This window comes from Promicromonospora sp. NPDC060271 (assembly GCF_042726755.1).
GTDB lineage: Bacteria > Actinomycetota > Actinomycetes > Actinomycetales > Cellulomonadaceae > Promicromonospora.
The window spans coordinates 16,042-28,740 of the sequence record NZ_JBHXBG010000067.1 but is presented as its reverse complement, the minus strand read 5'-3'; the positions used below and the strand labels follow the sequence as shown (position 1 = coordinate 28,740).

Genomic DNA, 12,699 nt, shown 5'->3' with positions numbered 1-12,699 from the left:
CGCGAGGGGTGTTCGTTCAGCTGGGGATGCTACTCATGCCGCCGCAGATCTCGGCTGACAGTGTACTTGCAGGTCAGAGACCGATCAGGCAGAGGATCTCCGCGACGGTGTAGCCAAGGTTGTGCAGGAGCTCAGAGACGATGTCAACAACGGTCATGGGGCTATTCCTTCCAAAAAACGGGAAATCACAGGATGATCACCTGTGAGCGGAACAGTGTTCGCGTTCCATACATTAAGCACACGACCCGGACGCTGCAACGGGAAAGGGATATTCACCCCCAATAGGCGCCAGGTTTCACCCTGTGATAATGGCTCAGGAATCGGGACATCCTTCACCGCAAACAGGACATATTCTTGACGCGCCGAGTAGCTGGCTCCGAAGATTCGAGGGGCGGCGCACCCAGGAGTGCTCCGCCAGCTTCGACCTCGCGGCCGGCGCAGCGTGCACTTCAACGGAGCGCGCGACGAACTTCGCCACGCGGTCCTGGACGCGCTGGCCGCGCACGACGTCACGGCAGTTGTGGTCGAGGCGACCGGGCGACGTGGCCCGCAACAACGGGAGATGTGCGTCCGAAAGCTTGCGCAGCTCTGCCTGGAGGTGGAAGCCGGAATCGTCGTCCTGGATCTCGATGAGAGCGTCGTCAGCAAGGACCGCCGGTGGCTGTACGAGGAACTGCACAAGAGCGAGATCCGCTACGACCACATGCACCGCCACGAGGAGCCACTCCTCTGGGCTGCAGATGCGATCGCGTGGGCGTGGCAGCGGGCAGGGAACTGGCGTGACCGGGTGCGTCCCTTGGTAGTCCAGTTCCAGGAAGTGCCCTGACAGCGCAAAGCCCGGGCCACCCACCTGAAGGGTAGGCTCCCGGGCTCACTTCTCGGGGCTAGTGCCCCTCGCAGGACCAATACTACTGATATCTCTATGGTCGGCAAGCAGTCAGCAGTTGAGAAGAGTCGAACCCGCACTGTTCTACGCTGCCGGCGTGACGTCCTGTGAACATCTCGCGACCGTTCGAACCGACTACGACGGCATGGCGGACGCCTACACGGCGTTCATCGGCGAGGCGTTCGCCGACAGGCCGCTGAACCACGTGATGGTCCAGGCCTTCGCCGACCTGGTCCGGCAGGCGGGCGGTGGCCTGGTGGCCGACGTCGGCTGTGGTCCCGGGCACGTCACCGCATACCTGCGCGACCGGGGAGTCGACGCGTTCGGCGTCGACCTGTCGCCGCAGCTCGTGGCGACGGCCCGCGCGGCCAATCCCGGCGTCCGCTTCGACGTCGGCGACATGGGCGCGCTCGAGGTCGCCTCCGGGTCGCTCGCCGGGGTGCTGGCGAACTACTCGATCATCCACACGCCGCCTGACGCTCTCCCCGCGACGCTCGCTGAGCTCAGCCGGGTCGTGGCGCCCGGCGGCCATCTCCTGGTCGCGTTCCAGGCACTCGACGACGTCGGTCTGACCGCCGAGCACTTCGACCACAGGGTGTCGCCCGCGTGGCGGTACTCACCCGACCACGTCACGGGGCTGCTGGCGGACTCCGGCGCGGACGAGGTGGCCCGCCTGGTGGTCGCGCCGGCCGAGGATCCGGTGCGTGGCTTCCCGCAGGCGCATCTCCTCGCCCGTAAGCGGGCCGCCTGAGGCTCACCAGGCGGCGAGCAGCAGCTCCTCCACGGCACCGGCGGTCACCGGCCGAGGGTTGGGGTACGGGTCGGCCGCGACCCGTTCGGCCACATCGCGCAGGACGGTGCGCGACAAGCCGAGCGCGCCGAGCGACGTCGGGCCGTCGTGCTCGGCCGCCAGGGCGGCGACCGCGAGCGCCGGGTCGCCGCCCGCTACGCGGGTCAGGCGTGCGGCGGCGTCGGGGGCTGCGGCCAGGTTGAACCGCATGACGTGCGCGAGGAGCAGGGCGTGCAGCTCCGCGTGGGGCAGGCCGTAGGTTCCGCCGAGGACGTGCGCGAGCTGGTGGTGCAGCCCCATCCGGGCCTGCGCCAGGCAGGCGCCCGCCAGCCAGGCGGCTTCCTGGAGCCGGCCGCGGGCGACGACGTCGGACGGGCGGTCGAGGACCACGGGGAGCGCCGTGAGGACGCCGTCGACGGCCTCCACGCCGTACGCGCGGGTTGCCGCGCTCGCGTCCGTGTCCCACAGTGCCTCGACGGCGTGGGCCAGTGCGTTGAGGGCCGAGGTCCGCGTGAGCCCGCGGGGCAGGGACAGCGTCAGCTCCGGGTCGTACACGACGGTGCCCGGCGCGAAGGCGGGGTCCCGCCGCGTCGTCTTGACGCCGTTCTCCGTCTCGCCGAGCACCGGTGTGGCCTCCGACCCGGCATACGTGGTCGGTACCGCCACCTGGGGCATGCCTGTCCGGACGGCCAGCGCCTTCGACAGCCCGATGGCCGAACCGCCGCCGACGGCGACTATCGCGTCGGCCCGCGCCTTACCGGCCAGGGCGAGCGCCTCGGCGGTCACCTCGACGGGTGTGTGCTGGACCGGGCGCGCGAAGGTCGCGACGTGCCGCTCCCCGAGGGCGACGGCCAGGTCCTGACCCGCCTCGGCCGACGACGGCGCCGTCACCAGCAGCACCCGCTCCGACCCGAGCCGCTCCAGCTCGTCCGGTACGAGGGTCCGCGCGCCCGGACCCTGCAGCACTCGACCGGCGTAGACCTGGTGCACCCTGATGTCTGTTCCCACGAGGCCTGAGCCTACGGTCGGCGTACACCCCCTGACCACGAGCGACGCGGCACCGACCCTCTTGTCGAGATTCTTGACGTCGAGATATCCGGTAGCCTCTCGCCATGGAGCACACAGGTCCCGCCGACGAGGTCGACCGCATCGTCGCCGCGTGGCGTCACGTGCGCCCGGACCTGGAGCTCGAACCCCTCACGGTGTTCAGCCGCGTGTCCCGCCTCGCGCGGCACCTCGACCTCGCACGCCGCACCGCCTTCGCCCGGCACAGCCTGGAGACGTGGGAGTTCGACGTGCTCTCCGCGCTGCGCCGTGCCGGTGAGCCCTTCCGGCTGTCGCCGGGCACCCTTGTCGCCCAGACCCTCGTCACCAGCGGCACCATGACCAACCGGATAGACCGCCTGGAGTCGCGCGGGTTCGTGCAGCGGCACCGCTCCCCCGACGACCGCCGCGGGGTCCTGGTCGAGCTCACCGACGAAGGGCTGGCGCGCGTCGACGCGGCGATGAGCGACCTCCTGGACGTCGAGGCCAAGGTGCTGACCGCGCTGTCGCCCGCGGAGCGCCCGCAGCTCGCGGACCTGCTGCGCACGGTGACCGCCCAGTTCGACGACTGAGCCGGAGGTGCAGCGCAGGGTGGGGGCCGAGGGACGAGGCACCCGCCCGGAGCGGAACCGCAGGCTCAGGCGGTACAAGTAGAGACTGAGCCGGAGGTGCAGCGCAGGGTGGGGGCCGAGGGACGAGGCATCCGCCCGGAGCGGAACCGCAGGCTCAGGCGGTACAAGTAGAGACTGAGCCGGAGGTGCAGCGCAGGGTGAGGGCCGAGGGACGAGGCACCCGCCCGGAGCGGAACCGCAGGCTCAGGCGTCAAAGAGCAGAGCCTGAGCACGACGACTGAGCTCGGCGAGCACCTGTAGCAGGATCGGCACATGACCGACCACCTCATGCGCATCCACGGCCCCGAGTTCCAGGCGATGGCGGAGCGGGTCCGCAGGGCCACGGAGCTCACCTCCCGCCTGAACGTCCTGCCCTTCGACGACGAGGCGGGCAAGGCAGAGCTGTTCGAGCAGATCCTCGGTAGGCCGCTGCGGGCGGGGACCACCGTCTATCCGCCGTTCTACACGGACCACGGCCTGAACCTGGACCTCGGCGAGCGGGTGTTCATCAACCAGAACTGCACGTTCCTGGACTACGCGGGCATCCGGCTCGGCGACCGCGTGATGGTCGGGCCGAAGGCCACGTTCATCACGATGGGCCATCCGGTCGATCCGGAGGACCGCCGGACCTGGCTGAGCGGCGCGCCCATCGACGTGGCGGAGAACGTCTGGATCGGCGCGGGTGCCACGATCCTGCCCGGCGTCAACATCGGCAGGGACGCGGTGGTCGCCGCGGGCGCCGTCGTGGCCGACGACGTCCCCGCCGCGAGCCTCGTGACCGGCGGCAAGGCGGCCGTACGCCGGAAGTGGTGACGGGCGGTCCCTGCTCAGCGGTCCCGGCTGACCACTATCTTCTCGCGCCCGAGCTGGTCGGGCAGGAAGAACAGGTCGTCGGCGTCCGCGACGTACAGGGGCAGCTCGCCCAGCTCCGCGGGCACGCCGTCGGCGTCGGTGACGGTCAGCTCGACATGGTCGGCCGAGCTCTTCGAGTCGTACTTCCAGGTGCCCTCGATCTCGGCGGGGACCTCGTCGACCTTGCCACCCGTCGCGTTGGCCAGCACCTCGTCCGGGACCCCGACTGCGGTGAAGGTGCGGTCCGCACCGAGCGCGACGACGGTCGTGGCGCCGTCGTCCACGTACGAGCCGACGAACTCCGGCTCGGTGTAGTCGAGCTTCCCCAGTTCGAACGCGCAGCCCGAGAGCATGAGTACGCCGACAAGAGCTCCCACACCTCGGAAGACCTGCCGCTGCTTCATTCGACACCCCTGTTGTCCCGGACCTGCTGACCGGTCGCCCAATCTAACGGGTAAGCCGCGGTCCCTCCTGGGATGCCGTCATGACGATCTGCACACCGTGTGCGGACGAGCTGGTCGCCCGACGCGACCAACAGACCCCGTCACGCACAATGACAGCATCATGAGCAACATCCGCACAGCGGCAGGCGGCTCCGCGCTGCTCGTCGCGGTCCTCGTCTTCGCCCTGAACCTGCGCACCCCCATCACATCCCTCCCGCCGGTCATGGCCGACGTCGCGACGGGCCTGGGTCTGGACCAGACCCTTGCCGGGCTGCTCGTGGGGATCCCCGCGCTGTGCTTCAGCGTGGTGGCGCCGGCGGCGTCGGCCCTGATCGCCCGGGCCGGGCCGTACTCGGCGGTGACGGTGGCCCTCGCGGGTGTGATCGCCGGGACCCTGATCCGGTCGGCGGGCACGGGCACACCGGGTGTTGTGGCGGCGTTCGCCGGCACGGTGCTGCTGGGCTGCGCGATCACGGTGGGCAACGTGGTGGTGCCGGTCATCATCGCGCGGGACTTCCCGACCAGGACGGCCCTGGCGACCGGCCTGTACTCGTCGACGATGAACCTCGGCAGCGTCTTCGCGACGTCGCTCACCGCGCCGTTCGCGGCCCTCGTCGGCTGGCAGGGCGCCGTCGCCTCCTGGGCGCTCGTCGCGGCGGTGGCGCTGGTCGTCTGGCTCGTCACCATCCGCCGCGCGACGGACCCGCCGGTCACCCGTGCGGCCCCTGCGCCGGGCACGTCAGGGGACGACGGCGGTGCCCCCGGCGAGACGCCCGCCGACAGGCTGGTCGACGGCCCCACCGGTACGCCGGCCCCGCCGCCGACCGAGCGGCCCGACGAGACCTGGGGCGGCGTGGTGCGTCGTCCGATCACCTGGGCGCTGGCCATCGCGTTCGCAGCGCAGTCGTTCTCGTACTTCGCGGTCACCGGCTGGCTCCCCGAGCTGCTGCGCGACCTGCTGGACCTGTCCGTGACCACGGCGGGCAACGCGGCCGCGCCCTTCCAGGGCCTCGCCATCGCCGGCAGTGTGCTGGTCCCGCTCGTGCTGGCGGCCCGCGTACCGATGCGGGGTGCGGCAGTGGTCATAGGCCTGCTGTGGCTCTCGCTCCCGGCGGGCCTGCTGCTGGCGCCGCAGTGGTGGCTGCTGTGGGTGAGCATCGCCGGGATCGCCCAGGGCGGGAACTTCGTGGTGATCTTCACGCTCGTCGCGCAACGGTGCCGCACCGTGGCGCAGACCCGGCGGACGGTGGCGGCCGTGCAGGCGTTCGGCTACGCCGTTGCCGCCACAGCTCCCGCCGTGATCGGTGCGGTGCACGCGGCGTCGGGCGGCTGGGACGCGGCGCTCCTGGTGCTGCTGGGATCGACGCTCATGCTCGGGACGGCCGAGCTGCTCGCGACACGACGCCCAGGACCCAGACGGGCCTGACAGGAACATTTCCATAGGCATTGAAATCTGGCAGGATCATTGCCTACCTTTCCAGCATGACGACACCTCTTGAGCCCACCGCGGTGCTCCCCACCCTTCGCGAGCACCTCCTGGTCGACGGGTTCGACCTCGTCCTCGACCTCACCCGGTCGCACGGCTCCACGCTCGTCGACGCGCGTGACGGTCGCGAGTGGCTCGACCTGTTCACCTTCTTCGCCTCCTCGCCGCTCGGCATGAACCACCCCGCTCTTGCCGACGACGCGGCGTTCCGCGAGGAGCTCGCGACCGCGGCGATCAACAAGCCGTCCAACTCCGACATCTACACGGTCGAGATGGCGCGCTTCGCCGACACGTTCGCGCGGGTCCTCGGCGACCCCGCGCTGCCGCACCTCTTCTTCATCGACGGCGGCGCGCTCGCCGTCGAGAACGCGCTCAAGGTCGCGTTCGACTGGAAGTCCCGCCACAACGAGGCGAACGGCCGGTCCCCGGAGCTCGGCACGCAGGTGATGCACCTGGAGCACGCGTTCCACGGCCGCTCCGGATACACGATGTCGCTGACGAACACGGAACCGGGCAAGGTCGCGCGGTTCCCCAAGTTCGACTGGCCGCGCATCCCCTCGCCCTACATCGCCGAGGGCAAGGACATGGACGCGGCAGAGGCGGCCGCGCTCGGGGCCGCTCGCGCGGCGTTCGAGGCCAACCCGCACGACATCGCGGCGTTCATCATGGAGCCCATCCAGGGCGAGGGTGGCGACCACCACTTCCGCACCTCGTTCCTGACGGGCATGCAGGACCTGTGCCGCGAGTTCGACGCGCTGTTCATCATGGACGAGGTCCAGACCGGCGCGGGCATCACCGGCACCACGTGGGCCTACCAGCAGCTCGGCATCACGCCCGACGTCGTCGCGTTCGGCAAGAAGACGCAGGTCTGCGGCGTCATGGCCGGCGGCCGGGTCGACGAGATCCCGGACAACGTGTTCGCCGTCTCGTCGCGCATCAACTCGACCTGGGGCGGCAACCTCACCGACATGGTGCGCTCGCGCCGCATCCTGGAGACCTACGAGGCCGAGGGCCTCGTGGACCGCGCCCGCACCATGGGCAAGCGGCTCAACGACGAGCTGGTCGCGCTCGCCGCACGGCACGACGGCGTCACCGACGTCCGCGGCCGGGGTCTCATGTGCGCGCTGACCCTGCCCTCGCGCGAGGTCCGCGACCGCGTGCTGGCCGCGCTCACCGCGCGGAACGTGCTGCTGCTGGGCTGCGGCGAGCGGTCGGTCCGGTTCCGCCCGGCGCTGACGGTCACCACCGAGGCGCTGGAGGCCGGCGTCAAGGCCCTGGACGAGGTCCTGGCCGAGACGCTCTGACCCCGCACCGGGACCGCGAGGTAGAGCGCTCGTCCGCGGTCTCCTGGGTACCGCCCGGGAGGCTGCGGACAAGCGCTCTACCTCGCGGTCGGGTTACCCGTCCTCCGCCGCGACGCTGTCCGCGATCCGGAGGAGCTCGGCCACGGTCGGTCCCGAGCCGCCCTCCGGCGTGCGGCCCATCGTGCCGAGCAGCAGGTAGGAGCCCGCGTCGTCGGTCCACTCGACCCGCACCGGCCCGAACCCGTTGTTGTCGACGCGGGTCACCCGCGCCTCCCGGCCCGAGTCCGCGAGATCCGACCACTCGACCGTCACGTTGTCGCCGGACAGCTCGCCCGAGAGCTCGGTGGAACCCGGGTACGCCACGTAGATGATGGCCGACGCCGGGTGGTACGCGCCCGAACGGACCTCGTCCTCGGGCCAGGACAGGCCGGGCCCGCCGCGGAACGTCTGATCGTTGTCGTCACCCTCCAGCGGGTAGGTGATCCACGTGCCGAGGTGGTCCTCCGCGGTCGTGCGGCCGATCGCCGCCGAGATGTCCGCCGGGCACTCGACCTCCGCCCGCTGGACGGACTCCGGCACCCAGTGCGGCTGGCGCAGGTCCTCGGCGCAGGTCCCCGCGGTGAGCTCCGTCGCGTCCACCGGCGTGACGACGGGCTCGTCCTCCCGTGCCCCGAGGATCAGCGTCACCACGATGATGATGATCGCGCCGAGCAGCGTCACCGCGCCGCCGAGCAGCCACTCCGGCCGGATCCTCGGCTCCTCGATGGTGGTGACCACGTCAGCTCTCGCACTCGATCTCGACCACCGCGTCCCGCGAGAGCGCGGTGATCTCGTTCGACGTGACAGGGCTGCCCGCGACGCCCGGCAGCACGTAGGAACCCCAGTCGCACTCGTTGTCGGCGAAGAAGGCCTGCCGCGCGCCGCCCGGCGCGGCGTACCGCACGCGGTGGTCGGGCCCTCGGCAGTCGAACTCCGGGTCGCACAGGGAGATCAGGTACGCACGCATGGTGAGCCACGTGCCGGTGTCGACGCAGCCGCTCACCGGCAGGCCGTTGTAGGCCTGGAACGCCTTGGCCGCGACCTCGGACTCGGCGTCCCACGACCCGTCGACCGGCTCGAGACCGGTGCCCGCCCACAGCACGTTCTGCGCGGCGACGACCGCGCCGCCGGACGTCTGGCCGCACTCGCCGACGGGGTCGTTGGACACCCACATCGCGCTCGAGTTCATCGCCTGCACCACGGCGGCGACGATCAGGGCGGCCACGACGGTGCCACCGCCCGCCTGCAGCCAGGTTCGGGTGGTGGGCATTCCCTCGGCGCTCCTTCGTCGGCCCGACGCCGGGGCCGGGCGATGTACTGGCGAGCGCGAGCGTAACAATCCGCCCTTAAAAGACGGAAGCGACGCACCGGGAGGAACTGGTTTGCCCCGGTCGAGCGGCCGCGGACTGACTCCCGGTCAAGAGGTCCGAGGCGACCATATCCCCGGGGGTTACGGTCGCCACGGGCGTTACGGTCACCATGAGCCTGCCGATGCGCCCGAGCGGATCACCGCGTCGTGTGGGCGCCGCCGTTGACGTGCAAGGTCTGGCCCGTGATGTGGCGGGCGCCCGGGGAGGCGAGGAACGAGACCAGCGCGGCGACGTCGTCGGGCAGTCCGGCGCGGCCGTCGTGCGTCGCGGCGACGAGCCGGTCGCGCCGCTGTTCGGTGAGGCGGTCCTTGAAGTAGCCGGTCTCGGCGATGTAGCCGGGCGCCACGCAGTTCGCGGTGATCCCGCGCGGGCCCACCGACGCGGACAGCCCGGCGGTCCACGCCTGGACCGCCGCCTTCGCGACCCCGTAGGACGTGCCCGCGTACTCGGCGCCGATCGAGCCGACGGTGACCACCGCTCCGCCGTCCGGCATGGTCTCCAGGACGGCGGACGCCACCAGCACGGTACTGATCAGGTTCGCGTCAAGGTTGGCCCGCCAGCCGTCGGCCACCTGTGCGAGGCCTTCCGGTTCCGGCCGGTCGAAGTCGGTGTTGCCGCCCGCCATGGCCACCAGGACGTCGACGGGGGCGTCGAGCTGCGCCATCAGTGCCGCGACGTCGTCGGGCTGCCCGACGTCGCAGCGCACCCCGCGCGCCCCGGTCGCCTCCACCGCGCGGTCGAGCCGCTCGGCGGAGCGGCCGGTGATGACCACGCGGTCGCCCTGTTCGACGAACCGGCGCGCCACCGCGCACCCGATGCCGCCGGACCCACCTGTGACGAGAACGAGTCTGGGCATGCTGATATCTCCTGTCCTGTAGATTTAGACCTAAACATACAGGAGGAGCCGGTGACCGAATACCCCTTCGACTCCACGGCGGCCATGCCGCCCGAGGCGATCGCCGCCGCATGGGAGCGCGAGCTGCCGGGCGTCCCGGTGTCGTCGATAGGCGTGATCACGCCGCTGTGGCGCGTGGCCAAGACGCTGGCGGACGATCGCCGCAGGACCCTGCACCGGATCGGGATCGATCCGGCGACGCTCGACCTGCTCAGCACCCTGCGGCGCGCTGGCGAGCCCTGGGCCCTGACGACCAGGGAGCTGGCGGCCCAGACCCTCGTGACGGCCGGCGCGATCTCGCAGCGTGTGGCCCGGGCCGAGCGGGAGGGCCTGGTGACACGGTCGCCGTCCGACGCCGGGCGGCGCGCGGTGGCCGTGACGCTGACCGCTGCCGGGCACGAGCTCGTGGAGCGGGCGGTCCGGGACCTGCTCACGCACGAGGAAGAGCTGGTCGGCGGCCTGACGGCGGAGGACCGCCAGACGCTTGCGGGACTGCTCGCCCGGCTCGACCAGGGCACCGGCCGTCAGGCCGGTTCGGTCGTCTGACCCTCGAAGTAGGTCTGCAGCACCACGGTGGTGCGGGTGGAGACCTTCGCCGTACGGCGGACGCGGCCGAGCAGCTCCTCCAGCGCCCTCGGCGAGGCCACCCGCACCGTGAGCAGATAGTTCGCGTTGCCGGCCACCGAGTAGCAGGACTCGATGCCCGGCATGCCACGCAGGCGTTCGGGCGCGTCGTCCTCCTGCGCCTGGTCCAGGGGCGTGATCTCCACGAACGCGGACAGCGGCAGCCCTACCGCCTCCGGGTTCACCACGGCCCGATAGCCCGTGATGACGCCGCGCGCCTCGAGCTTCCGCACCCGGACCTGCACCGCCGACAGGGACAGCCCCGAGATCTCGGACAGCACCGCGAGCGTGGTGCGCCCGTCCTTGCGCAGTGCGTCCACGAGCGCTCGGTCCACCCCGTCGAGCGGTGCCAGATCGTTGTCGGTCATCCCGCCACCTCCGCCGCTTCCAGCCAGGCCGCCTCGAGCTCGTCGCGCTCGCTCACCAGGTCGCGGAGCTCCGCGTCCAGCCGAGCGACAGCCTGGTAGTCCGTGGCCTGCTGTGCGATTGTTTCGTGCAGCTCGGCCTCCTTCTGGGCAATCTTCGCAAGACGGCGCTCGATCCGGGAGACCTCTTTCTTGGCGGCACGGATGTCGCGCTGGTTGACCGCCTCTCCCCCTGGACCGCCGTCCGACGCCGGAGCCGTGCCCGACGCCGTCCGCCCGGCGGCCGAACCGCCCGCCGCACCGGCGCCACCGCCCGCCGGGGTACCCGAGGCGGAGGCACCGGCGGCCTTGGCCGCTGCCCGCAGCCGCAGGTACTCCTCCACCCCGCCGGGCAGGTCGCGGATCGTCCCGTCGCCGAGCAGCGCGACCTGCCGGTCCGCCACCCGCTCCAGCAGGTACCGGTCGTGCGAGACCACGATCAGCGTGCCGAGCCAGCCGTCCAGCAGGTCCTCGACCGCGGCGAGCGTGTCGGTGTCGAGGTCGTTGGTGGGCTCGTCGAGCAGCAGCACGTTGGGTTCGGCCACCAGCAGGCGGAGAAGCTGCAGCCGACGCCGCTCGCCGCCGGACAGGTCCTTAACCGGCGTGTAGGCCCGCTCCCGCGTGAAGCCGAGCTTCTCGGTGAGCTGCGAGGCCGTGAGCTCCTTGCCGTCGACGACGACCCGGCCCTTCTCCGACTCGATCACCTCGACCGCCGTGAGCGTCCCGAGCTCGTCCAGCTCGGAGACGTCCTGCGTCAGCTCCTTGACGTGGATCGTCTTGCCGCGCTTGACGCGGCCCGAGCCGGGCTCGCGGCGGCCGGCGAGCAGCGCGAGCAGCGTCGTCTTGCCCGCACCGTTCACACCGACGACGCCGTACCGGTCCCCGGGGCCGAGGCGCCAGGTCACGTCGTCGAACAGCACCTTGCCGCCGAGCTCGAGCGAGACCGACTCCAGGTCCAGCACGTCCTTGCCCAGGCGACGCGTCGCCATCCGGGTGAGCTCCATCGAGTCGCGTGGCGGCGGCTCGTCGGCGATCAGCGCGGACGCGGCGTCGAGCCGGAACTTCGGCTTGGACGTACGGGCCGGGGCGCCGCGGCGGAGCCAGGCGAGCTCCTTGCGCAGCAGGTTGTCCCGCTTCTCCGCGGCCGTCGCGGCCTGCCGCGCCCGCTCGGCACGCGCCAGGATGTAGGCGGCATAACCGCCCTCGTACCCGTCGATCGCGCCGGTGCCGTCGCCGCGCACCTCCCACATACGCGTGCAGACCTCGTCGAGGAACCAGCGGTCGTGCGTCACGACGACCAGCGCGCCCGTGGCGCCGGGGCGGCCGTAGCGCTCGCGGAGATGGGCCGCGAGCCAGGCGACGCCCTCGACGTCGAGGTGGTTGGTGGGCTCGTCGAGCAGCAGCACGTCGGGGTCCCGGACGAGCAGGGCCGCGAGCGCCACGCGCCGACGCTGGCCGCCGGAGAGCCGCGCGACCGGGGCGTCCCAGGCGAGGTCACCGAGCAGGCCTTCCTGCACCTGGCGGACCCGGGCGTCGGACGCCCAGACGTGCGTCTCCGCGTCGCCGTGCACGACGTCGAGGACCGTCGCGTCCGCGCCGAGCTCGTCCCGCTGGTCGAGCATGCCGAGGACCGTGCCGCCCACCTTGGTGACCCGTCCGGCGTCGGGCTGCGACGTGCCGGCGAGGATGCGCAGGAGGGTCGACTTGCCCGCGCCGTTGGGGCCGACCACGCCGACGCGATCGCCGTCGTCGAGCCCGAGGGAGACCTCGGACAGGAGGGTGCGAGTGCCGATGGTCAGCGCGATGCCGTCCGCGCCGAGAAGATGTGCCACCTGTGCAGCCTAGTTCGCCGTGGGCCGGGGGTCGGACACGAACCGTTGCCCCGTCTCGCGCGGGAGGCCCGGACCGGTACCTGTTCGATGTCGGACGCCGCGGTTACGCTGTCCACCGT

14 protein-coding genes are annotated in these 12,699 nt (G+C 71.5%); 7 read left to right on the top strand and 7 right to left on the bottom strand.

Going from position 1 to position 12,699, the window contains the following annotated elements; translation table 11 throughout:
- Window positions 1–442: 442 nt before the first annotated feature.
- Entirely contained in the window at window positions 443–826 is a 384-nt protein-coding gene (locus ACFWE2_RS12455) for a hypothetical protein (protein ID WP_377224544.1), read from the top strand.
- A 157-nt stretch (window positions 827–983) separates the two neighbouring features.
- Window positions 984–1,637 carry a class I SAM-dependent DNA methyltransferase gene (locus ACFWE2_RS12450; protein ID WP_377224543.1) on the top strand — a complete coding sequence of 218 codons (654 nt, stop codon included), beginning with the start codon at window positions 984–986 and terminating at the stop codon, window positions 1,635–1,637.
- 3 nt (window positions 1,638–1,640) lie between these two features.
- Here the strand turns inward: ACFWE2_RS12450 and ACFWE2_RS12445 are convergent, their stop codons facing one another.
- Window positions 1,641–2,684, bottom strand: coding sequence for a maleylacetate reductase (locus ACFWE2_RS12445; protein ID WP_377224542.1), 1,044 nt, complete (start codon window positions 2,682–2,684; stop codon window positions 1,641–1,643).
- Window positions 2,685–2,788: 104 nt separating this feature from the next.
- Between ACFWE2_RS12445 and ACFWE2_RS12440 the strand changes: the two genes are divergently transcribed.
- Both ACFWE2_RS12440 and ACFWE2_RS12435 read left to right on the top strand, forming a co-directional pair.
- Window positions 2,789–3,292: a MarR family winged helix-turn-helix transcriptional regulator gene (locus ACFWE2_RS12440; protein ID WP_377224541.1), complete on the top strand. Its 504-nt coding sequence runs from the start codon at window positions 2,789–2,791 to the stop codon at window positions 3,290–3,292.
- 312 nt (window positions 3,293–3,604) lie between these two features.
- Window positions 3,605–4,144, top strand: a complete 540-nt coding sequence (locus tag ACFWE2_RS12435; RefSeq protein ID WP_377224540.1) for a DapH/DapD/GlmU-related protein — start codon at window positions 3,605–3,607, stop codon at window positions 4,142–4,144.
- Between the two features lie 14 nt (window positions 4,145–4,158).
- On the opposite strand, the gene ACFWE2_RS12430 is transcribed toward ACFWE2_RS12435, so the two are convergent.
- A complete protein-coding gene (locus tag ACFWE2_RS12430) occupies window positions 4,159–4,587 on the bottom strand; it encodes a hypothetical protein (RefSeq protein ID WP_377224539.1) in 429 nt (142 codons plus the stop codon).
- Between the two features lie 160 nt (window positions 4,588–4,747).
- Between ACFWE2_RS12430 and ACFWE2_RS12425 the strand changes: the two genes are divergently transcribed.
- A complete protein-coding gene (locus ACFWE2_RS12425; protein ID WP_377224538.1) occupies window positions 4,748–6,052 on the top strand; it encodes a CynX/NimT family MFS transporter in 1,305 nt (434 codons plus the stop codon).
- Window positions 6,053–6,108: 56 nt separating this feature from the next.
- Complete coding sequence (gene lat, locus ACFWE2_RS12420; RefSeq protein WP_377224537.1) at window positions 6,109–7,416, top strand: L-lysine 6-transaminase; 1,308 nt, start codon at window positions 6,109–6,111, stop codon at window positions 7,414–7,416.
- A gap of 93 nt (window positions 7,417–7,509) precedes the next feature.
- Here the strand turns inward: lat and ACFWE2_RS12415 are convergent, their stop codons facing one another.
- From ACFWE2_RS12415 to ACFWE2_RS12405, 3 genes are all read right to left on the bottom strand, one after another.
- On the bottom strand, window positions 7,510–8,193 hold the full coding sequence (locus tag ACFWE2_RS12415) for a hypothetical protein (protein ID WP_377224536.1): 684 nt from the start codon (window positions 8,191–8,193) through the stop codon (window positions 7,510–7,512).
- 1 nt (window position 8,194) lies between these two features.
- Window positions 8,195–8,725 (bottom strand): peptidoglycan-binding protein, encoded by a 531-nt coding sequence (locus ACFWE2_RS12410; RefSeq protein WP_377224535.1) that lies wholly within the window; start codon window positions 8,723–8,725, stop codon window positions 8,195–8,197.
- A 236-nt stretch (window positions 8,726–8,961) separates the two neighbouring features.
- The gene (locus tag ACFWE2_RS12405) at window positions 8,962–9,681 is read right to left on the bottom strand and encodes an SDR family NAD(P)-dependent oxidoreductase (protein ID WP_377224534.1); all 720 of its coding nucleotides are present in this window, start codon (window positions 9,679–9,681) and stop codon (window positions 8,962–8,964) included.
- Between the two features lie 51 nt (window positions 9,682–9,732).
- Between ACFWE2_RS12405 and ACFWE2_RS12400 the strand changes: the two genes are divergently transcribed.
- Window positions 9,733–10,266, top strand: coding sequence for a MarR family winged helix-turn-helix transcriptional regulator (locus tag ACFWE2_RS12400; RefSeq protein WP_377224533.1), 534 nt, complete (start codon window positions 9,733–9,735; stop codon window positions 10,264–10,266).
- Here the strand turns inward: ACFWE2_RS12400 and ACFWE2_RS12395 are convergent.
- On the bottom strand, window positions 10,245–10,712 hold the full coding sequence (locus ACFWE2_RS12395; RefSeq protein ID WP_377224532.1) for an Lrp/AsnC family transcriptional regulator: 468 nt from the start codon (window positions 10,710–10,712) through the stop codon (window positions 10,245–10,247). The genes ACFWE2_RS12400 and ACFWE2_RS12395 overlap by 22 nt on opposite strands.
- Complete coding sequence (locus ACFWE2_RS12390; RefSeq protein WP_377224531.1) at window positions 10,709–12,580, bottom strand: ABC-F family ATP-binding cassette domain-containing protein; 1,872 nt, start codon at window positions 12,578–12,580, stop codon at window positions 10,709–10,711. Before ACFWE2_RS12390 ends, ACFWE2_RS12395 begins: the two co-directional genes overlap by 4 nt.
- Window positions 12,581–12,699: the final 119 nt, after the last annotated feature.

Coding starts and splice junctions, on each gene's coding strand:
- ACFWE2_RS12440 (WP_377224541.1), top strand. CDS start 2,789: ATGGAGCACACAGGTCCCGCCGACGAGGTCGACCGCATCGTCGCCGCG.
- ACFWE2_RS12435 (WP_377224540.1), top strand. CDS start 3,605: ATGACCGACCACCTCATGCGCATCCACGGCCCCGAGTTCCAGGCGATG.
- ACFWE2_RS12430 (WP_377224539.1), bottom strand. CDS start 4,587: ATGAAGCAGCGGCAGGTCTTCCGAGGTGTGGGAGCTCTTGTCGGCGTA.
- ACFWE2_RS12425 (WP_377224538.1), top strand. CDS start 4,748: ATGAGCAACATCCGCACAGCGGCAGGCGGCTCCGCGCTGCTCGTCGCG.
- lat (WP_377224537.1), top strand. CDS start 6,109: ATGACGACACCTCTTGAGCCCACCGCGGTGCTCCCCACCCTTCGCGAG.
- ACFWE2_RS12410 (WP_377224535.1), bottom strand. CDS start 8,725: ATGCCCACCACCCGAACCTGGCTGCAGGCGGGCGGTGGCACCGTCGTG.
- ACFWE2_RS12405 (WP_377224534.1), bottom strand. CDS start 9,681: ATGCCCAGACTCGTTCTCGTCACAGGTGGGTCCGGCGGCATCGGGTGC.
- ACFWE2_RS12395 (WP_377224532.1), bottom strand. CDS start 10,712: ATGACCGACAACGATCTGGCACCGCTCGACGGGGTGGACCGAGCGCTC.